The organism is Sphingomonas sediminicola (genome assembly GCF_014489515.1).
Classification (GTDB): domain Bacteria; phylum Pseudomonadota; class Alphaproteobacteria; order Sphingomonadales; family Sphingomonadaceae; genus Sphingomicrobium; species Sphingomicrobium sediminicola.
In genome coordinates this window covers 2,141,681-2,161,213 of the sequence record NZ_CP060782.1, presented here as the reverse complement: position 1 = coordinate 2,161,213, position 19,533 = coordinate 2,141,681, and the positions used below count along the sequence as shown (strand labels likewise).

The window sequence follows — 19,533 nt, the reverse complement described above, 5'->3', positions numbered from 1 at the left end:
CGAGACGGCGCTTATGATTCTACCGTCCAGCCCGCAAGTTCGCGGCGAACGATCGCCTCAAGCATGTCCATGCCCACTGGCGAGTCATTCAGGCATTCAAGCCGCGCGAACGCTTCGCCGCCGCTCGCCAGGAACGTCTCGCTACCGCGAATTCCAAGCTCCTCGACCGTTTCGACGCAGTCGGCTGAAAAACCGGGCGCGGCGATGGCTATGCGTTTGATGCCCTGCTTCGGATAGTCGGTGAGAACCTTGTCCGTTGCCGGCTCGAGCCACTTCGCTCGCCCGAACCGCGACTGGAAGGCGATGTCGGTTGGGATCTTCAGCTGCTCGGACAGCAGCCGCGCGGTCTTCTGGCAGTGGCAATGGTAGGGGTCGCCTCGCTCGAGGGTCCGCTTCGGCATTCCATGAAAGCTGAGCAATAGCCGCTGCGGTTCGAAATCGAGAGCGGCCAACTGGTCCTGGATGCCAGACTTCAGCGCATCAATGTGTAGAGGATCGTCGTAGTAGGGCGGTAGCGTCCTCAAAGCCGGTTGCCGCCGCATCGACGCGAGCTTGCCGAACACGGCGTCGATCGCGCTGGCCGTCGTGGCGGCGCAATATTGGGGGTAGAGCGGCGCGGCCAGGATCCGCTCGCAACCCAGTTCAGCCAGGTTCTCGATCGATTGCCCGATGCCTGGATTGCCGTAACGCATCGCGAAATCGACGACGACGTCCTCGCCCAAACGCTTCTGAAGCGCTTCCGCCTGGCGCCGGGTTATTGCCGCGAGCGGAGAACCTTCCTCAGTCCAGACCTGCTTGTAGGCATGAGCGGACTTCTTTGGCCGCGTGCGCAGGATGATTCCGTGCAGAATGGGAAGCCAGGCGATGCGCGGGATCTCGATGACGCGCGGGTCGCTCAGGAACTCGGCTAGGTACCGGCGAACCGCAGCGGCCTCGGGCGCATCGGGCGTTCCAAGGTTGATCAGAAGCACGCCGGTCCGGCCATGCTCGACCTTCGGATGATCAGCGGGCTTCAATGCCGGTACTGCGCCTTGATCGCGACACGGTCGATCTTGCCCGTGCCAAGCTTCGGCAATGGCTGGTCCGCGAAGATGAAGCGCGCGGGAATCTTGAACATCGAAATGCGGGGTTCGAGGAAAGCGCGCAATTCCTCGTCGGTGAGGTCGCTGCCTTCATGACGGTAGATGACGGCGACGGGAACCTCACCCAATCGATCGTCGGGCATTCCAAATACCGAAGCCTCGGCCACCGCGGGGCAAGCATAAATCTCGGCTTCTACTTCGGCGCAAGCGATGTTCTCTCCACCGCGGATAATGATGTCCTTCTTGCGGTCGACTATGAACAGATAGCCGTCGTCGTCGAGATATCCGATGTCGCCCGTCCGCACGTAGCCATCGGACGTGAAGGCAGCGGCTGTGGCTTCCGGATTCTCCCAATAGCATTTGATGTTCGCCGCAGAGCGGATCGCAATCTCTCCGCGTTCGAACGGGGGCAAATGGGCATCACCGGCGCCGAGGATCGCTAATTCGACGAAGGGAGCCTGCGCTCGACCCGTGGAATCCGGCTTGGCAGCATAATTGCCCCAGAAATTGGAGCATCCGACCGCGTTCGTCTCGGTCAAGCCGTAGCCGAGCGCCGGCTGGGCCCTGGGAAATTCCTTCCCGAGCCGCTCGACATGGCTGACCGGCCTCGGGGCACCACCGGCCGCAATGTCCGTCAGCGACGACAAATCGTACTTGCTGCGGTCGGGTGGTTCATAAGCTCGAGGCTCATCGTCGGTACCCCGACGAAATATGTGATGCTCTCCTTCTCGATCAGCCGGAGCGCTTCACCGGCGTCCCACTTGGGCATCATCACCATGGTCCGGCTGATAACGAAGCTGTTGAGCATCACCGGCACTTCTCCGGTCACGTGGAAGAGCGGAACATTGATCAACGTCCGCTTCGACGAGGGTGCGCGATTCTCCTCGGTCATGATGCCGAGCAGGACAATCAGTCCCGTTGCATAGGCGTACACGCCTGTCGTCACCGCCAGATGCGTCGACAGCGCGCCCTTGGATTCGCCGGTCGAGCCTGAGGTGAAAAGGATCGTCGCATCGTCCTCCGCCGCGATTTCCGGCAACGGCGCTTCAAGATCGGCGCCTTCGAGCAAAGGAGCCAGAGCTCGATCGAGATGCTCGTCGATGGCAAGGGTCACCAGCGCGCAGGAGCCGCAGACCTTCTCGATCTTCTTGGCGCGCGGAACGTCGGCGATGATCAGCTTCGGGCGGACCATGTCGAGCGCATGCTCCATTTCGTGCGGCTGCCACCAGCCGTTGAGCAAAGTCGCGATGCCGCCGGCCTTGGCGATCGCCATGTAGCTCACCACCCACGCCGGGCAGTTGCGCATGGCAATACCGACGCGGTCGCCCTTTTGGATCCCGCGGCTGACCAGCGCGTGAGCAAGTCGCTCCGACCAGAGGTCCAGGTCGGCAAAGCTCAGCCGCTCGTCACCGGCAACGATTGCCTCAGCCTGGGCATTGAGAGCGCAAAATGTACGGAAGAAGGTCGGAAGGGTCGCCGGAAAGTTAGTTACGATTGCTCGGCCCTGTTCGTCCTCACCGATGATCAGCCGGCCGCCGGGCCCGATGACCCTCGCAAGCATGTCGTCGAACTTGAGATCGAGCTCAGACGGCATCCCAACTCCCCAAGGTCAACTCCTTTGCCTTTCCGGTCCGCAACCTTATGAGGCGCAGTTCATAAACGGGGAAGACCTTGGCGATACAATCAGTAATCGGCGCAATCATCTGGAGTGATCTCGGCCTCGATCCGGTCGCGCTCGATCTCGGCTTCTTCCAATTGCGATGGTACAGCCTCGCGTACCTGGCAGGCATCTTCATTGGCTATTGGTACATGCTGAAGCTGATCAAACAGCCCGGCGCACCGATGGCCCGCCGGCATGCCGACGATCTCGTCTTCTATGCAGCGCTCGGGATCATCCTCGGCGGCCGGGTAGGCTACGTGCTGTTCTACAATTTGAGCTACTACCTTCAGAACCCGCTCGACATCCTCAAGCTGTGGGACGGCGGCATGTCCTTCCACGGCGGAATGATCGGCACCGTGCTGGGTATCATCTATCTCAGCCGGAAGGAGAAGCTGAACTGGCTGCGCGTCCACGACTATGTGGCGTGCTGCGTACCCTTCGGCCTGTTCTTCGGCCGTCTTGCGAACTTCGTGAATCATGAGCTGTGGGGCGCTCCGACCAATGTCGCATGGGCGGTGCGATTCCCTGAACTCATCGGCGGGATGACCGTGCTCGGCCCGCCGCGGCACCCGAGCCAGATCTACGAGGCGATCCTCGAAGGCCTGCTGCTGTTCGCGATCCTGGCCTGGATGTTCTGGAAGACGCAGTCTCGCTACGAACCGGGCAAACTCGTCGGGGCTTTCACCTTCTTCTACGGCCTGTTTCGCTTTCTCGTCGAATTCGTCCGCGAGCCCGATGCCCAGCTGGTCGGTTTTGCGCAGTCCACGGGTCTTCACATGGGCCAGTGGCTATCGCTGCCGATGATCCTTCTCGGCGCATGGCTCATGTGGACGGCCAAGGGACGACGGCAGCGCGTCGAGCCGACCGCCGGAACGGAGAGCGTCGCCTGACGCCGCTGGAGCGGGCGCTAAGGGAGCGAATCCAGAATGAAGGCCCGATAACGGTCGAGGCCTATATGGAAGCGTGCAACGCTTACTATTACGCGACGCGCGATCCGCTCGGGCGGGACGGCGACTTCACGACCGCGCCGGAAATTTCGCAGATGTTCGGGGAGATGATCGGAGCGGCGCTTGCCGACGCATGGGCGAGGGCCGGAAAGCCCTCTGACGCGATCTATGCCGAGCTTGGTCCGGGCCGGGGCAGTCTCGCCGCAGATGCGCTTCGGGTGCTTCGGCGAGCGGGCTTCGAAGGAGCGGTCCATCTGATCGAGACAAGCCCGTACTTCGGGTTCAGCAAGGCGAGCGCGTCCCTGATGCCCAATGGCATGACTCCATCGAGGACTTGCCCGCAGCGCCTCTGCTTCTGGTCGCCAACGAATTCTTCGACGCGCTGCCGGTGCGCCAGTTCGTCGCGGGCTTCGAGCGCAAGGTGATGATTGCGGCGGGCGGCCTGGCGTTCGACCGGGACGGGGAGATCATGGAATCCTCACCCGCTCGGGATGGCGCGGTGTCCGCAATTGCCACCTGTCTCGCTCAAAGCGGCGGGGTCGCGCTCGTAATCGACTACGGCCACGAAAAGACTGCGCCCGGCGACACTCTGCAGGCGGTGCGCGGGCATCGCTACGTCCCGACTCTCGTTGATCCCGGCGAGCAGGACTTGACGTCGCACGTCGATTTCGAGGCGCTCAGGCGAGCGGCCACCGATGCCGGTGCCGCGACCACACAGGTCGTCACCCAAGGCGATTGGCTCCAACGGCTGGGAATCCAAGCGCGCGCCGACGCCCTCGCCAAATCCCACCCGAAGCGAGCGGAAGAGCTGGAGATCGCAATCGACCGCTTGTGCCATGAGGAGCAGATGGGCCAGCTGTTCAAGGTGTTGGCGATCCGCTCGCCCGAATGGCCAATCCCGGCAGGATTTCCGGAATGAACATTACCTACCGTCGCGGCGGTCCGGAAGATGCCGCAGAACTCGATCGAATCTTCGACACGGTCTTCTGCGATACTTTCGGCCACCTTTATCGGGCCGAAGACCTCAACGAATTTCTCACGAGCTTCGGCATCGAAGATTGGAGGGCGCAACTCCAAGATCCGCGTTTCGCTGTTCAAATCGCCGAAGCCGGTGGACGTGCCGCCGGTTTCGCCAAGATTGGGCCGTTGAAGCTGCCTATCGAGAACGAGCGTCCAGCTGTGCTCCTGGATCAGCTTTATGTCCTCAAGGAGCATCACGGCGCGGGGATTGCGCGTGACCTCATGGACTGGGTTTTCGATGAAGCCCGACGGCGCTGTGCCGAAGACATCTACCTCACCGTCTTCATCGACAATCATCGCGCCCGCCGATTCTACGATCGCTTCGGATTCGAGCCCGTAGGCCGGTACGACTTCATGGTTGGAAAGCATGTCGACGAGGACGTCATCATGCGGAAGGCGCTGTGAGCGTCGAGGTCTCTCGTTCCAAATTGCTCGCGAGCCTGCCCCACGGCTTCCTCGGCAGGCAGGGCGGAGTTTCCGAAGGCGAGATGTGGGGACTGAACGTCGGCTTTGGCAGCGGCGATCATCCAAAGCTCATCGCGGAGAACCGCAGGAGAGCGATCGAGGCGGTGCTGCCGGGCGCGGCCCTTGCGACCGTCCACCAGGTGCATTCGCCAACGGCCGTCCGCGTCGAACATGCCTGGCCGCAGGACGAGCGGCCCCATGCCGATGCGATGGTTACCGACCGGCCGGGCCTGTTGCTCGGCGTCCTGGCGGCGGATTGCGCGCCGGTCCTGCTTGCCGATCTCGATGCCGGGGTGATCGGTGCCGCCCACGCGGGATGGCGCGGAGCGGTCGCAGGGGTCACGGACGCGACGATCCAGGCGATGGAGCAGCTTGGCGCCCGGCGGGACCGGATCGCCGCTGCGGTCGGGCCGTGCATCGCGCAGGCCTCATACGAAGTCGACGAATCCTTCCGCTCGAACTTCGTCGGTCAAGCCGAAGGCAATGGCCGTTTCTTCGTCACCGGGCCCTCTGGTAAGCCGCACTTCGACCTCGCCGGATACGTCGTGCATCGCTTGGCCTCGGCGGGGATCCACCAGCCCACAGCGCTCAACCTCGACACCTATTCCGAGCCTGACCGTTTCTACAGCTACCGGCGCTCGACCCATCTCGGCGAGCCGTCATACGGGCGCCAGATCAGCGTGATCGGCCTGCCCTAGGCGAAAAGCTGGGCTTATCGGTTGCCTCCGCTGACTTGATTGGCGTGGGCGCCGGTCACGCGCTAAAGCGCGCCGCGACAGGAGATTATTTTTGCCTACCGAAAACGAAATCAGCGGCACGCCCAAGCGTCGCCCGAAGCAGTCCCCCACCAGCATCGGCAATCACAAGCTCAAGCCATCGACCTTGATGCTCGGCTACGGGTTCGACCCGGCCTTGAGCGAAGGCTCGCTGAAGCCGCCGGTGTTCCTAACCTCGACCTTCGTATTTGACAGCGCGGCGGACGGTAAGCGCTTCTTCGAAGGCGTGACCGGCAAGCGGCCTGGCGGCGCCGAAGGCCTGATCTATTCGCGCTTCAACGGTCCGAACCAGGAAATTCTCGAGGATCGCCTGGCGGTCTGGGAAGGCGCTGACGATGCGCTCGCCTTTTCGAGCGGCATGTCTGCAATTGCGACGCTGTTGCTGACGTTCGTCCAGCCCGGCGACGTCGTCGTCCACTCCGGCCCGCTCTACGCGGCGACGGAAACGCTCATCGCCAAGATCCTCGGCCGCTTCGGCGTGTCCTATCTCGACTTCCCGTCGGGCGCGTCACGGGAGGAGATCGATGCGGTCATCGCCAACGCCAAGGCGAAGGGCCGCGTCGCGCTCATCTATCTTGAGAGTCCAGCCAACCCGACGAACCAGCTTGTCGATGTCGAAGCGGTGACGGCCGCTCGCAACGCGGCTTTCCCGGAGGCCGAGCGTCCCCCGATCGCGATCGACAACACGTTCCTCGGGCCGCTCTGGGCGCATCCGCTCAAGCAGGGTGCCGACATCAGCGTCTACAGCCTCACCAAATATGCCGGCGGCCACAGCGACCTCGTCGCGGGCGGCCTCGTCGGCCGGCAGGGCCTGATCGATCAGATCCGCATGATGCGGAACACGATCGGCACCATCTGCGACCCGAACACGGCGTGGATGCTTTTGCGCAGCCTGGAAACGCTCGAGCTTCGCATGGAGCGCGCGGGATTGAACGCCGAGAGGGTCTGCGCTTTCCTTCGCGACCATCCGAAGGTCGAAAGCGTCGGTTATCTCGGCTTCCTCGAGGAAGGCTCCCGGCAGGCCGACATCTACAAGCGCCACTGCACGGGCGCGGGCTCGACCTTCTCGCTTTACCTAAAGGGCGGCGAGAAAGAGGCGTTCGCTTTCCTCGATTCGCTCAAGATCGCGCACCTGGCGGTGAGCCTCGGCGGAACCGAAACGCTCGCCAGCGCTCCGGCTGCGATGACGCACTTGTCGGTGCCGGACGAGCGCAAGCAGGCGCTCGGCATCACCGACAATCTCGTTCGCATCTCGATCGGTGTCGAAGACCCGGACGATCTCATCGCCGACTTCGATAATGCGCTGAGGAGCGTCTAGCGCGCTCCGAGCTCGCGGAGCAGGTTGGCCGAATATCGGATAGCAACCGCGATCCCGACACCGAACAGGAAGCCCTCGATCGCGCCGAGGCCGACCTGCGAAGTCATCCCGAAATGGGTTTCGCCGAACCAGTGGCCGAGGCCGTCAATGTTGATGGGCGAGGTGGGGAACGCCTCCGCCAGCGAGTCCAGGCTCGCGCCCATCAACCTGCCGCCGAGGAGCGGCAGGACTGCGCCGGCGATGCCGCCGGCAAGGGCAGCGCCGGAAATGGAAGGCCACGACCGCACCCGGGCGAGCGACAGGTGCGAACCCAGGCCGACCGCTCCGCCGAGGACGAATCCCTCGAAGCCGCCCCCGATGCTGACCGGCGCCTTGCCGATCATCACGCTGAATGCGTCGATGCCGAGCAGCTTCACGGCTCCGCCGACGATCAGGCCTCCAAGGGCGGCGCCGACCGCAGTCGCCGCGACCTTGGGCCCCGCGATGCGGTGAGCTGTCGCAATCCCTACGCCAACCGCGAACCCGCCTAACGCCGCCGTCAATATGTTCACCGAAAGCATGACGAGCAGAAAGGACGCCGCGCCAACCGCGGGTCTCAGCGGGTCGGGCGACGCGCCGAGGCCGTAAATCAGTCCCCCCGCGACGCCGACCAGGCCGCCGCCGACCGTGCATGCTGCCGTGAGCGAAAGTCCGCCCTGCCACCCTCTGGGGAAGAGTATCGGCCGGCCAAAGCGTGTGTGAACCTGCCGTTCCTCGACGGGCGCGATGAAGCGGTATCCATGCTTGGGAACGGTCTCGATGAATTGCGGACGTGCAGCATCGTCGCCCAGCAACCGCCGCAGGTTCGCAATGCACTGGCTCAGCGCTTCGTCGGTGACGGGAATGCCCTTCCAGACCTCGTCGAGAAAGCGATCGCGGGTGATGAGTTCTCCGGGATGCAAGAGCATCAGGATGAGAGCGTCGAGGTAGCGGCTGTTGACCTCGATCGCCTCTCCACCATTCGTAAGCCGGCGCTGCCCGGCATCGACGACAAAACGATCGAAGCTGAACTGCGCCGTCACTCTAGCTCCAGTCCTCGACCGTCCAGCCGCGAGCGAGCGCCAGCCGCGCAAGCTTCGCATGCGGGTTTACCGCCACCGCTTCGTCAGCCCATTCGAATACCGGGGCATCGCTTGCGTGGTCCGAATAAAAACGCACGTGACCCCGCTCGAAGCCGCTCTTGGAAAGCCAGTCGGAAACCATCCGGAGTTTTGCGGGCCCGTAGCAATTCTCGCCGTCGATCTTGGCGTGGACCCGCTCATCGAGGCCGATGATCGATCCGGTGCCGATCACGTCGTCGAAGCCCAGGCGTTCACCGATCGCATCGGCGTAAAGCCTGTAACTTGCGGTTGCCATCACCACGCGACGGCCTTCTGCCTTGTCGCGCTCGATTGCCGCGCGTGCACCCGGCCGGACATTGGACGCCGCGGTACGATCGGCGAAGCTTTCGACCAGCGGCTTCAATTCACGCGGATGGCGCTTGTGGCCGAGCAGCAGGCGATGGTTGATTTCCTTGAGCTTCCCTCGGTCGATCAGCTTCAGGGCATAGCAAAGCATTGAAGCGATCACGAAAGGTAGCAGAAGCAGTCGCCAAGGTGCGCTTCGCATCGCGCAGTGAAGCAGGAACGGCGTGTAGGTTGCGTGCCGCGTGATCGTTCGATCCATGTCGTAGATCGCGAAATCCACGATCATGCGCGGCCTTCAAGAATGGCCGTCACCAGCTCGTGATCGGCCGGCTTGTCGACGTCGACCGCGGCGAGGGGATCGGATAGCTCCACCACACGAATGGATAGGCCAAGCTTTCGTCCGATTCGATCCAGCGTTTGCTGGAGCGTGCGAAGGCGCAGAACCGCGCCGAGGAAGCCCGTCAATCCAAGCTTGAAAAGCATCCTCCACGCCTTTTTCCGGTTCTGCTCGTTCGATCGCCACAGCTCGAGCGTCGACCGGACCTTAGGGCTGCCGAGCAGGAACAGGTTTGCCCCGCTGTAGGCCCCGCCGCGGAAGCGAATCCACGTGCGCTTCGTCTGCGGCAGGCGTTTGAGCAATCTGTCTTGGGTCACGAGCCCGATGGCGATGTCGGCGCCGCTGGAATTCACAAGGAAATCCCGGACCATCTCTGGCGTCAACAGGGCGTGATCCGCTGTCGTCACCAGGATCGGCCATTTCGTGTCCGGATCGACGCACATGGCTTCCAGCGTAGCCGCGATCGTCTCGCCCGACGGTTCAACGGAGATACGCGGATCATCAGGCAGGACCGCGCCGATCCTCTCAGGCTGCTGCGCAAGCACTCGAATTCGATCGACGCCATCGCTCGCAAGCAGCGCCTCGACAGGCCGCAGCACCATCGGCTTTCCGCCGACCGGGATCAGCGCCTTGAGGTCGGTCCCATAGCTTTGGGCGAACGGATCAAGGCCCGGTCGCGACCCTGCGAGAACGACCGCCGTAATGCAGCTCACGATAGCCAGGACACCACGGGCTGGCCACGGTCATGGGCCGCACTCGCCTGCGCCAGCCGGACGGCATGGAAGATCAGCGAGATCAGCGTCCACAGCGCCACCAGCTCGATACCAACGTCGGGACGCCCGAACAGCAAAGCGGCGACAAGGATCACCATGTTCGGGTTCCGGCGCGCGGTGATCAGCCGAAACTTGCTGTCGATCGGACGCCAGACATGGATATGCATCTTGTCGAAGCGCCGCATGAAGATGCCTTCGATGACGCGCTGGGCGACATAGCCTCCAACGATCGCCCACAGCAGCATGACTGCGTAGACCGGCTCGATCGGCGTCCCATAGGCCTCCAGTCCGTGAATCCACGCCCACCACCAGAACGGTGGGTGGATTAGGTCGATGCCGTGGTCGAACACATTGCCCCATTTTGACGAACTTCCGGTGCAGCGCGCGAGCTTCCCGTCGACCGTGTCGAGCACCATGAAGACGAAGCCTGCAGCGACGCCTGGCCAGAAGCTTCCGATCCAGAACAGATAGAAGGCGAGGACGCAGAGGACGGCACCGATCAATGTGACCATGTTCGGCGTCATGCCCGCCTGCGCCGCCCACCTCGTCAGGTGGAAGGCAGGTCTCCGCCACAGATAGAGCGTCAGGATATCCGTCACGCCCTTGTAGGCCGCGTCATAGGCTGCCTGCTCGACCACGATGGGGTTTGTCGGATCAAGCGGCATGATGAACGGCCGTTCGCGCTTGCGGAGTTCGGAGTAACTGAGCTCGGCTGTCTCTCCGTCGATCTGTTCCAGACCCCAAGCGATCCGCCTTCGCCGAGAATCGCCTGGCTGACCGCATTTGCATCCTGTTCGGCAGCGACATTGGCGAGGACCGGATTTCCGCGAAGCATGAGCACGGTACCCGGACGCCGCGAAATCTCGCGCAACCAGGCAGGGTCCCAGGCGAAGCGCATGTTGGCGAGCACGATGTCGCGATCCGCGGCGGCAGCGTCGGCACAGTCGAGCCCCATGTTCTCGGCGAGCCGGCAGGCGCGGGTGCGCGCGTCCATTCCGAACAAGTGTGCGGAATTGGCTCCGACGGGCACGAAGAGAGGGCGAGACTGCGTTGCCATTGAGCCTGCGCATAAAGGCAAGAAGAGCGGCAAGAAAGTGGCGCTCGTGCGCTCCACTTGCCCGCCAGAGTGAATGCAGGCAGTGTCCGCGCCGCATGGCCGCGACCGCCGCATCCACCGCCGAGGGCGGAAATCCGCCGTTTCGCATTCGCGGGACGCTTACGATTACCCGCGCTGCCAGCATTCAGCGAGAGATCGACGCCGAGTCCGACCCGCTGACGATCGATTTGTCCGGCGTGGAGCGCATGGACACGGTCGGGGCCTGGCTTGTCTATCGTGCCGTGCGGGACCGGGGAGCGAAAGTGGCTGGGGCGACGCCGGAATCGCAGAGCCTGCTCGACCAGGTCGCCGAATTCGACCGGCCGGTCCAAGTTCATCCCGACGAGAAATCGAGCGTCACCCGGGTCATTGCCGAGCTGGGCGAGTGGATTGCCGAGACCGGGCGGACTCTGGTCGGGCTCCTAGGATTCTTCGGAGCGACGCTCGTTGCGATGGCGAACCTGGTCTCGCGACCGAAGCGGTTCCGCTGGAACGCGGTCATCCAGCGGTTCGACGTGGTCGGCGTGCGTGCGCTCGGCATCATCGGGCTGATGAGCTTCCTGATCGGCGTCGTCATCGGCCAGCAGGGCGCGGTCCAGCTTCAGCAGTTCGGTGCCGAGGTCTACACCATCAACCTGATCGGCCGGATCACCGTCCGCGAGCTCGGAACGCTGATGACGGCGATCATGGTCGCGGGCCGTTCGGGTTCGGCCTTCGCCGCGCAGCTCGGCACGATGAAGATCACCGAAGAAATCGATGCGATGCGCACCATCGGCGTATCGCCGGTCGAAGCGCTCGTCATCCCCCGCCTGATTGCGGCAGTGATCATGATGCCGCTGCTGGCCTTCTGGGCGATGCTGATGTCGCTGCTCGGCGGCGGAATCTTCGTCTGGCTCGACCTCGGAATCCCGCCCCTGACCTACATTCAGCGCCTTCAGGAAGTGATTCCGCTCACCGACCTGTGGATTGGCCTCATCAAGGCTCCGGTGTTCGGGTTTATCATCGCGCTGGCCGGCTGCTTCCAGGGCATGCTCGTCGAGAGCAACTCCGAAGAGGTGGGGCTTCGCACGACCACTGCCGTAGTCCAGTCGATCTTCCTAGTGATCGTCCTCGATGCCGTCTTCGCCGTATTCTTCAGCTCGGTCGGCTGGATATGAAGGGCTGCCAGCCCGTCATCGCGGTCAAGGGCCTCGCCAATCGCTTTGGCGAAGCGGTCATTCACGAGGACCTCGACCTCACCGTTTGCCGGGGAGAGATACTCGGCGTCGTCGGCGGCTCCGGCACCGGCAAGTCCGTGCTCATGCGCTCGATCATCGGTCTCCAGACGCCGGCCGCAGGCGAGATCGAGGTGCTCGGCGAGAATATGATCGGCCGCGAGGAAGACGAGGCCAAGAATATTCGCCGTCGCTGGGGAATCCTCTTCCAGAATGGCGCATTGTTCTCGACGCTTACCGTCGCGGAAAATGTCGAAGTGCCAATCCGCGAATATTTTCCGTACCTGAAACCGCCGCTCCTCGACGAGATCGCGTCGTACAAAATCGCGATGGGTGGTCTTCCGGCGGACGCAGGCCCGAAGTATCCGGCGGAATTGTCGGGCGGAATGATAAAGCGTGCGGGGCTCGCGCGCGCATTAGCACTCGATCCGGAGCTATTATTCCTCGACGAGCCGACGGCAGGCCTCGATCCGATCTCAGCGGCGGCGTTCGACGAGCTGATCGTCTCGCTCCAGAAACGTCTCGACCTCACCGTCTTCCTGATCACGCACGATCTCGACACGCTCTACGCTATCTGCGACCGCGTCGCGGTGATTGCGGACCGGAAGGTCATCGCGGTCGGAACGATTCCGGAACTATTGGCTTTGGATCATCCTTGGATACAAGAATACTTTAACGGGCCGCGTGGTCGGGCCGCAGCGGATACGGCTAAGGAGCACGCGCAAGCCTGATGGAAACGCGGTCTAACTATGTGATGGTCGGCGCCGTGACGCTCGCGATGATCGCGGGCCTGCTGCTGTTCACCGTCTGGATCGCGGGCCTGAACAACCGCACGAACAAATGTTACGACATTTACTTCGCCCAAGGCGTCAGCGGGCTCAACAAGGGTTCGAACGTCAGCTTCTCCGGTGTTCCCGTCGGGCAGGTCAGCCAGATTTCGCTGCTTCCGGACCGGCCGGAATTCGTCTGGGTGCGTATCGAAGTCGATAGTGAAACGCCGGTGCTTCAGGGCACCACCGCGCAGATCAAGGGCGTTGGCTTCACTGGCGTCAGTGAGATTCAGCTCGGCGGCGCCGTAAAAGGCGCGCGGCCGATCACCCAGCAGGGCCCGCAGGGTTGCCCGGTCGTTCCGGCTAGCTCGGGCGGCCTTGGCGCATTGCTCAACAGCGCTCCGGAACTGATCGACCGCATCCAGCGCCTGACCGAGCGGCTGACCGAGCTCCTCAGCGACAAGAATCAGAACTCCATCTCAGACATCCTCGAGAATGTGGACAAGACGACCAGGGTGCTTGCGGAACGCGCGCCCGACCTTGCTGACGCGATCGGCGATGCGCGCATTGCGGCCAAGCAGGCTGGCGTCGCCGCCGAGAAGTGGGGCGAGGTCGCCGACACGACGAACGTTGTGCTAAAGGATAATGCTCAGCCGGCCGTCGAGAATCTGCAGAAGGCGATCGCGTCGGTTCAGCGTGCCGCCGACAATCTTGACGCCATCGTTTCCGATGCGCGGCCGGGCGTTCAGAACTTTAGCAAGTCGACACTGCCCGAGGCCAACCAGCTGGTTCGTGACCTTCGCGAGCTTTCCCAATCGCTGAAGGGCGTATCGGAACGGGTCGAACAGGGCGGGATCGGCGGCACTTTGGGACCGCAGAAACTGCCCGATTACAAACCGAGGAAGCAGTGATGAAATTGTCGGCGCGAGCACTTGCTTCGGTCGCACTCGCGGTGGCCGTCGGCGGCTGCTCGTTGGGCGGAATGCTGGGCGGCGGAAAGGCTCCCGCGACGTTGCTGACGCTGACTCCCGAAGCGGCCCGACCGGCGAATTCACGCGCGCCGCGAACGCAGGCCAGGCGGTGACCGTACAAACTCCGGTCATCGCAAAGGAACTCCGGACGGTTCGAATCCCAGTCCGCGTGTCTCCGACAGACGTCCAATATGTGACGGACGCACAGTGGGTCGACACGCCCGATCGGTTGTTCGCGAACTTAGTTTCGGAAACCATCCGCCGGACCACAAATCGTGTGGTGCTCAGTAGCGGCATGACCGGGCTCGATCCGGGCCTGATCGTGTCCGGAGAGCTGCAAAGCTTCGGTTACGACGCGGCGACTGGGCAGGCCGTGGTCCGCTTTGACGGCGCGCTCTCCACCGCAGGCGGAACTCGCGTCGAAGCGCGCAGGTTTGAGGCGGCCGCTCCGTCCGACGGGTCGGCGCAAAGCATTGGCCCGGCGCTCAACCGCGCTGGCAATGCGGTGGCGCTCCAGGTCGCCAACTGGGTTGGCAGCCGGCAGGCTCCCTAGGCCAGCGACTTGGTCGCCTGTTCGTAGACGTCGCGAGACAGCCCGCGCGTGTCGGCAATCCGCTCCAGCTGGCCGCGCATGAGCTCCGAACGCTTTGGCTCCATCCGCCGCCAGCGTCCGAGCGGAGGCACCTGACGCGCCGCGGCCTGCGGGTTCAGCCTGTCGGCGGCAATGATCATGTCGGCGACGAAGCGGTAGCCGCGCCCCGACGCGTCGTTGAACACCCAGTGGTTCATCCCAAAGCTGCCGACGAGCGCGCGGAGCCGGTTTGGGTTCTGGAGGGTGAAAGCCGGGTGCGATGCAAGCCGCTCGACCTCGTCCAGGGTGCCACTGCGCTGCGCTGCCGCCTGAAGGCTGAACCATTTGTCGATGACCAGGGCATCCTGCTCGAAGCGGTCGTAGAAGGCCTGAAGGGCCTGCTCCCGCTCCGGGGCATCGAGCGACACGAGCACTCCCAGCGCGCCCTGCCTGTCGGTCATATTGTCCGCGGCGTCGAACTGGGCCTTGGCTATCCGGGCGCCTTGCTGCGGATCGCCGGCCGCAAGCATGCCGAGAGTGACCGAGCGAAGCCGTCGAGTGCCCTTTGCCAGCGGCGAGAGATCGTCGCCCGACCCCGCGGCAGCCGACTGCGCCTTCGCGAGATCGTCCATCAGCGCTTCGCCCATCGCCTTGCGCAATTGCTCGCGCGCCGAGTGGATTGCGTCAGGATCGATGACCTCCAGCCGCTCTGCGATTACGGCCTCCTGAGGCAGAAGAATCGCCTCGGCCTTGAATGCCGGGTCGAGCTCGTTTGAACGAAGCGTATTGCGGACGGCCCGAATCAGCGGCTCGAAGTCCGCCTGCTCGCCACGCGTGCCAGCGAGGAGAGCGCCAAACGCAAGCTCCTGCATTGCTTCATATCGCGCGAACGGATCGGTATCGCTTTGCGCCAGACGCTCCAACTCGCCGTCGCGCCGCGCACCGTGAACGACGACGGGTGCCGAGAAGCCTCGATTGATCGACAAGAGGGGCGCTTCGTCGATGCCCTCGAAACGGACCTCCCGGCTCAATCCGTCGAGCAGAATCAGTTGCTCGGGAGCAATCTCGGTCCCGCTTTCCTCGCCGATGAGCGCCGTACGCAGCGGGATCGGCATCACCTGCTTGCTCGATTGTCCCGGGGTCGGCGCGACGCGCTGGTCGAGCCGCAGCGTCGCCGCTTTCGCCTCCGCGTCATAGTCGAGCTTAGCTCCGACTTGCGGAGTTCCGGCCTGCGAGTACCAGATCTTGAATTGCGACAAGTCGACGCCGCTTGCATCCTCCAGCGCCTCGACGAAATCGTCGCAGGTCACGGCCTGGCCGTCGTGCCGCTCGAAATACAGATCGGTGCCGGCTCGGAATTTCTCCGGTCCAAGAACCGTGTGGAACATGCGGATCAGCTCGGCGCCCTTGTTGTAGATCGTCGACGTGTAGAAGTTCGAAATCTCCATGTAGCTGTCGGGGCGGATCGGGTGCGACAGCGGCCCGGAATCCTCAGGGAACTGCACCATTCGCAGGATTCGGACGTCTTCGATGCGCTTTACTGCGGCGCTCCCCATGTCGGCGGAGAAGCTTTGGTCGCGGAAGACGGTGAAGCCTTCCTTCAGGCTTAGCTGGAACCAGTCACGGCATGTGACGCGGTCGCCTGACCAGTTGTGGAAATATTCGTGTGCGACGACGCGGGCGATATTGTCGAAATCGACATCCGTCGCAGTGTCCGGATCCGCCAACACATAGGCCGAATTGAAGATGTTGAGGCCCTTGTTCTCCATCGCGCCCATGTTGAAGTCGGACACGGCGACGATGTTGAACAGGTCGAGGTCATATTCGCGGCCGTAGACGCGTTCGTCCCAAGCCATCGCCTCCTTGAGGCTGTCCATGGCATGCTGGGTCTTCGGCAGGTCCGCCTTGCGCACCCAAATGGCAAGATCGACCTTGCGGCCGGACATGGTGGTGAAGCTGTCGCGGTTCGGCTTCAGGTCGCCGGCGACCAGCGCGAACAGATAGCAGGGCTTCGGGAAAGGATCTTCCCATTCGGCCCAGTGGCGGCCGCCCTCGCTCTTGCCGGTCTCAACCGGATTGCCGTTCGTGAGCAGGACGGGGAATTGAGCCTCATCCGCTTCCATCCGGACCTTGTAGCGGCTGAGCACATCTGGCCGGTCCGGGAAGAAGGTGATGCGGCGAAAACCCTCGGCTTCGCATTGGGTGCAAAGCATTCCGTTTGAGGCATAAAGACCCATCAACTTGCTGTTGGCAAAGGGATTTATTTCGGTGTCGATTGCGACCTCATGTGCGTCCCCGGCAAGCGGGATCAGCAAATCGTCGCCCTTCATCGTCCAACTATCGGACGGGTTGCCGTCGATCCACACGCCGAGCGGCTTGAGCTCGTCACCGTTGAGCAAAAGCGGCGCGCCGGCCTCAAGACCCTCTGGATTGCGCTCCACGGTCAGTTTCGCCTGAACCCGGGTCTTCTCGATTCCGAGGGTGAACTTCAACTCGATCTGAGGAACCAGCCAATCAGGCGGGCGATAGTCCTCGCGGCGGATGGTTGCGTGGGTCGGGGAGGGCGGTGCCTCCGGCGTGGTCTCCGCTTCCGGGAGCGTGCGTACGTCGGCCATCGGCGCGACTTAGGACCCGGTTCATTACGAAGCAATGAGCGTGGGCGTAGGTGAATGGGCAGTCCGACTTAGGCGTTGCACCATCCGCAGCAGGAGCAAGCCGATGACCAGGTCCGCTCTCACCCTCCTTTCGATTGGGGTCGCGACCCTCGCGGCCTGCGCTCAGCAGGCCGCGAGCGCGCCTGCCTCAGCAGCGAGCTCGGGGCGCGAATGCTTCAATGCCCGCAACATCAGCAGCTTCACTGCGCAGGGTGAAAGCACCATCGACATCCAGGCCGGCGTCCGGCGCTATTACCGCCTCGAACTCGCGGGCGTGTGCACGAACGTGAACTGGGCGAGGAAAGTGGCTGTCGTCACCCGAAGTGGCAGCTCCTGGATCTGTCAGGGCTTCGACGCCGATCTCGTGATCGCCGATCCGGGCATTGGCCCGCAGCGCTGCCTTGTCAGTAGCGTGAGACGATTGACGGACGCGGAGGCGCGCGCCCTCAAGTACTACAAATGATCAGGCCGCGTCGGGCGGAGCGAGGACGTTCTTCCCGCGTGTCAGCGCGCCCACCATTCCGCCTAGTGCCAGCACGGCACCCGCGACGGCGATCGGAGTCCAGCGATACCCTTCGAGGACGGTCGAGAAGCCCATGGCGATGATCGGCACCAGCACGCTCGAATAGGCTGCCTTGGCAGGGCCGATCTTGCGGACCACTGGGTAGTAGAGGCTGAACGTCAGCACCGAGGCCGGAAGCGCGAGGTACAATACGCCGACCCAGTAGCCAGGGCGGTTGTCGAAAACCGGCGGCCCGCTCATCGCGAAGGCGATCGCAGCGTCCATGATGGCGCCCGCGGCCATCGACCAGGCGAGCATGCTGAACAAGGGAAAGCGGCGGATCTCGTCGCGCGCCTGAAAGACGTTGGCCGCCGAAGCTGCGACCATGCCGAACAGCGTCAGTCCGATCCCAATTGTGATCTCTCCGGCTCGTGCGGAATGCTGTTGGAATTCATGGACGAACAGCAGTGCTATCCCGGCAATCGCGACCAGCGAGCTCCATACGAACCGGTTGCTCGGCCGATGATCGAGGAACGCCCAGCCCATCAACGTGCTGGGGATGAGCAGCAGCGCAAAGATGGTCGCGACGACGCCGGAGGTGATGTGGCGCTCCGCAAGATAGACCGCGTTGAAGTTGATGCAGAACTGGGCGAATCCGAGGAAGGCGATCGGGACGATTGCCCCGCGCCCGAGGCGCAGGTCCTCCCCTTCCATTTCGCGACCAGGGCCATCGCGGTCCCGGCGATGATGAATCGGTAAGCGACCGACCATTGCGGCGGGACGATGCCGAGCTGGTCCCGGATGACGATCCAGGTCGATCCCCAGATTGCGGTGAAGATGATGAAGGGCAGGCCGACCTCGGCGAAGGCCGAGCGCTTGTGGCTCACAGGGCCGCGATCGCCGCTGCGAGCTGGTCCACGGGCTCGCCGCCCTGGTCCCAGCTGGTCACGAAGCGAATTTCGTCGGGGCCCCAGTCGTAGAAGTCGAAGCCCTCGGCTCGGAGCGATTCGGCTTCTGCCGCCGTCGCCCTCACGAAGATCTCGTTGGCTTCGACCGAGTATATGAGCCGCTCGCCAGCCGCGTTGGCGATCGTCTGCGCTGCCGCATTGGCTGACCGGGCATTGTCGAGCCAAAGGTCGTTTTCGAGCAGCGCGAGGATCTGGGCTGCGAACATGCGGCCCTTGGATGCGAGATGGCCCGCGCGCTTCCGCCGGACCGCGATCTCGTCCGCCAGCTCAGTCCTGAACAGGATCAGTGCCTCGGCATTCAGACCGCCATTCTTTACGAAGCCAAAACTGAGCGCGTCCACGCCAGCCCGCCATGTGAGGTCCGCCGGGCTCGCACCGGTGCTGACCACGGCGTTGGCCAAGCGCGCTCCGTCCATGTGAAAGTTCAGGCTGTGCCGTTTCGTCGCCTCGCCGAGCGATGCGACCTCGGCGGCCGAGTAGACCAGGCCATATTCCGTCGCATTGGTGATCGACAGCGCCTTGGGCTGAACCTGATGTACGTCCTTGCGCACTTCTCCAACCGCCGCATCAACGGATTCCGCCGAAAGTTTCGCACCCGGCCCGTCGACCAACATCAGTTTGGCGCCATCGGCGAAAAAACCCGGCGCACCTGCCTCATCGACCTCGATATGCGCGTCCTTGTGGCAGATGATTCCGCCGTACCCCGGGCAAAGCGCGGCCAGCGCGAGGCAGTTCGCGGCAGTCCCCGTCAGGACCCAGAAGGCGCGGACATCGGTCTCGAACAGCTCCGAAAATGCACGATCGAGGCTCTGGCTAAGCGCATCGCCGTCATAAGCCGTATCGAGGTGGTTCGAGCGCGCGATCGCCTCAATTACCGCTGGGTGCGCGGCAGCCGCATTGTCGGAGAAGAAGCGCATGGCTTCGCCGCATGGCGGCGCCAGCTACGCGCGTCAATCTAGGGAAC

The 19,533-nt window shown here is 63.4% G+C and carries 20 protein-coding genes and 2 pseudogenes; 11 read left to right on the top strand and 11 right to left on the bottom strand.

Going from position 1 to position 19,533, the window contains the following annotated elements; all coding sequences use genetic code 11:
- Nucleotides 1-11: 11 nt before the first annotated feature.
- The 3 genes and pseudogenes from hemH to H9L14_RS11675 all read right to left on the bottom strand — a co-directional run.
- The gene (gene hemH, locus H9L14_RS11680; RefSeq protein WP_187708236.1) at nucleotides 12-1,016 is read right to left on the bottom strand and encodes a ferrochelatase; all 1,005 of its coding nucleotides are present in this window, start codon (nucleotides 1,014-1,016) and stop codon (nucleotides 12-14) included.
- Nucleotides 1,013-1,225: an AMP-binding enzyme gene (locus H9L14_RS17100; protein WP_343070262.1), complete on the bottom strand. Its 213-nt coding sequence runs from the start codon at nucleotides 1,223-1,225 to the stop codon at nucleotides 1,013-1,015. Before H9L14_RS17100 ends, hemH begins: the two co-directional genes overlap by 4 nt.
- 267 nt (nucleotides 1,226-1,492) lie before the next feature.
- Nucleotides 1,493-2,643: pseudogene (locus H9L14_RS11675) on the bottom strand (class I adenylate-forming enzyme family protein); the annotation flags it as partial.
- A 110-nt stretch (nucleotides 2,644-2,753) separates the two neighbouring features.
- On the opposite strand from H9L14_RS11675, the gene lgt reads away from it, so the two are divergent.
- The 5 genes and pseudogenes from lgt to H9L14_RS11650 all read left to right on the top strand — a co-directional run bounded on the left by lgt (nucleotide 2,754) and on the right by H9L14_RS11650 (nucleotide 7,268).
- Complete coding sequence (lgt, locus tag H9L14_RS11670) at nucleotides 2,754-3,632, top strand: prolipoprotein diacylglyceryl transferase (protein WP_187708235.1); 879 nt, start codon at nucleotides 2,754-2,756, stop codon at nucleotides 3,630-3,632.
- Between the two features lie 65 nt (nucleotides 3,633-3,697).
- Nucleotides 3,698-4,608 (top strand): annotated as a pseudogene (locus H9L14_RS17480) (class I SAM-dependent methyltransferase).
- Nucleotides 4,605-5,114 (top strand): GNAT family N-acetyltransferase, encoded by a 510-nt coding sequence (locus tag H9L14_RS11660; protein ID WP_187708234.1) that lies wholly within the window; start codon nucleotides 4,605-4,607, stop codon nucleotides 5,112-5,114. The pseudogene H9L14_RS17480 and the gene H9L14_RS11660 overlap by 4 nt, the downstream one beginning before the upstream one ends.
- A complete protein-coding gene (gene pgeF / locus H9L14_RS11655) occupies nucleotides 5,111-5,872 on the top strand; it encodes a peptidoglycan editing factor PgeF (RefSeq protein WP_187708233.1) in 762 nt (253 codons plus the stop codon). The genes H9L14_RS11660 and pgeF overlap by 4 nt, the downstream gene beginning before the upstream one ends.
- Nucleotides 5,873-5,963: 91 nt before the next feature.
- Complete coding sequence (locus H9L14_RS11650) at nucleotides 5,964-7,268, top strand: cystathionine gamma-synthase family protein (RefSeq protein WP_187708232.1); 1,305 nt, start codon at nucleotides 5,964-5,966, stop codon at nucleotides 7,266-7,268.
- Here H9L14_RS11650 and H9L14_RS11645 read toward each other — a convergent pair.
- The 5 genes from H9L14_RS11645 to H9L14_RS16115 are packed head-to-tail and all read right to left on the bottom strand — an operon-like array spanning nucleotide 7,265 to nucleotide 10,817.
- Nucleotides 7,265-8,329: a winged helix-turn-helix domain-containing protein gene (locus tag H9L14_RS11645; protein ID WP_187708231.1), complete on the bottom strand. Its 1,065-nt coding sequence runs from the start codon at nucleotides 8,327-8,329 to the stop codon at nucleotides 7,265-7,267. The genes H9L14_RS11650 and H9L14_RS11645 overlap by 4 nt on opposite strands.
- A 1-nt stretch (nucleotide 8,330) precedes the next feature.
- Nucleotides 8,331-8,999, bottom strand: a complete 669-nt coding sequence (locus H9L14_RS11640; protein WP_187708230.1) for an HAD family hydrolase — start codon at nucleotides 8,997-8,999, stop codon at nucleotides 8,331-8,333.
- Nucleotides 8,996-9,763 carry a nucleotidyltransferase family protein gene (locus H9L14_RS11635; protein ID WP_187708229.1) on the bottom strand — a complete coding sequence of 256 codons (768 nt, stop codon included), beginning with the start codon at nucleotides 9,761-9,763 and terminating at the stop codon, nucleotides 8,996-8,998. The genes H9L14_RS11640 and H9L14_RS11635 overlap by 4 nt, the downstream gene beginning before the upstream one ends.
- Nucleotides 9,760-10,461: a CDP-alcohol phosphatidyltransferase family protein gene (locus H9L14_RS16120; protein ID WP_246444138.1), complete on the bottom strand. Its 702-nt coding sequence runs from the start codon at nucleotides 10,459-10,461 to the stop codon at nucleotides 9,760-9,762. The genes H9L14_RS11635 and H9L14_RS16120 overlap by 4 nt, the downstream gene beginning before the upstream one ends.
- Entirely contained in the window at nucleotides 10,419-10,817 is a 399-nt protein-coding gene (locus H9L14_RS16115; RefSeq protein ID WP_246444135.1) for a hypothetical protein, read from the bottom strand. Before H9L14_RS16115 ends, H9L14_RS16120 begins: the two co-directional genes overlap by 43 nt.
- A 158-nt stretch (nucleotides 10,818-10,975) precedes the next feature.
- On the opposite strand from H9L14_RS16115, the gene H9L14_RS11625 reads away from it, so the two are divergent.
- The 5 genes from H9L14_RS11625 to H9L14_RS11605 are packed head-to-tail and all read left to right on the top strand — an operon-like array spanning nucleotide 10,976 to nucleotide 14,427.
- Nucleotides 10,976-12,076: an ABC transporter permease gene (locus H9L14_RS11625; RefSeq protein ID WP_187708228.1), complete on the top strand. Its 1,101-nt coding sequence runs from the start codon at nucleotides 10,976-10,978 to the stop codon at nucleotides 12,074-12,076.
- A complete protein-coding gene (locus tag H9L14_RS11620) occupies nucleotides 12,073-12,864 on the top strand; it encodes an ABC transporter ATP-binding protein (RefSeq protein WP_187708227.1) in 792 nt (263 codons plus the stop codon). Before H9L14_RS11625 ends, H9L14_RS11620 begins: the two co-directional genes overlap by 4 nt.
- Nucleotides 12,864-13,814: an MlaD family protein gene (locus tag H9L14_RS11615; RefSeq protein WP_187708226.1), complete on the top strand. Its 951-nt coding sequence runs from the start codon at nucleotides 12,864-12,866 to the stop codon at nucleotides 13,812-13,814. The genes H9L14_RS11620 and H9L14_RS11615 overlap by 1 nt, the downstream gene beginning before the upstream one ends.
- Nucleotides 13,814-13,987 carry a hypothetical protein gene (locus H9L14_RS11610; protein ID WP_187708225.1) on the top strand — a complete coding sequence of 58 codons (174 nt, stop codon included), beginning with the start codon at nucleotides 13,814-13,816 and terminating at the stop codon, nucleotides 13,985-13,987. The genes H9L14_RS11615 and H9L14_RS11610 overlap by 1 nt, the downstream gene beginning before the upstream one ends.
- A complete protein-coding gene (locus tag H9L14_RS11605) occupies nucleotides 13,984-14,427 on the top strand; it encodes an ABC-type transport auxiliary lipoprotein family protein (RefSeq protein WP_187708224.1) in 444 nt (147 codons plus the stop codon). The genes H9L14_RS11610 and H9L14_RS11605 overlap by 4 nt, the downstream gene beginning before the upstream one ends.
- On the opposite strand, the gene pepN is transcribed toward H9L14_RS11605, so the two are convergent.
- On the bottom strand, nucleotides 14,424-17,060 hold the full coding sequence (gene pepN, locus H9L14_RS11600; RefSeq protein WP_187708223.1) for an aminopeptidase N: 2,637 nt from the start codon (nucleotides 17,058-17,060) through the stop codon (nucleotides 14,424-14,426). The genes H9L14_RS11605 and pepN overlap by 4 nt on opposite strands.
- A 103-nt stretch (nucleotides 17,061-17,163) precedes the next feature.
- Between pepN and H9L14_RS11595 the strand changes: the two genes are divergently transcribed.
- Nucleotides 17,164-17,562: a DUF6491 family protein gene (locus H9L14_RS11595; protein WP_187708222.1), complete on the top strand. Its 399-nt coding sequence runs from the start codon at nucleotides 17,164-17,166 to the stop codon at nucleotides 17,560-17,562.
- Here H9L14_RS11595 and H9L14_RS11590 read toward each other — a convergent pair whose 3' ends face one another.
- Together H9L14_RS11590 and H9L14_RS11585 are read right to left on the bottom strand one after the other, a co-directional pair.
- Nucleotides 17,563-18,315 carry a DMT family transporter gene (locus tag H9L14_RS11590; RefSeq protein ID WP_246444133.1) on the bottom strand — a complete coding sequence of 251 codons (753 nt, stop codon included), beginning with the start codon at nucleotides 18,313-18,315 and terminating at the stop codon, nucleotides 17,563-17,565.
- Nucleotides 18,316-18,484: 169 nt separating this feature from the next.
- Entirely contained in the window at nucleotides 18,485-19,486 is a 1,002-nt protein-coding gene (locus H9L14_RS11585; protein ID WP_187708221.1) for a threonine aldolase family protein, read from the bottom strand.
- Nucleotides 19,487-19,533 lie beyond the last annotated feature (47 nt).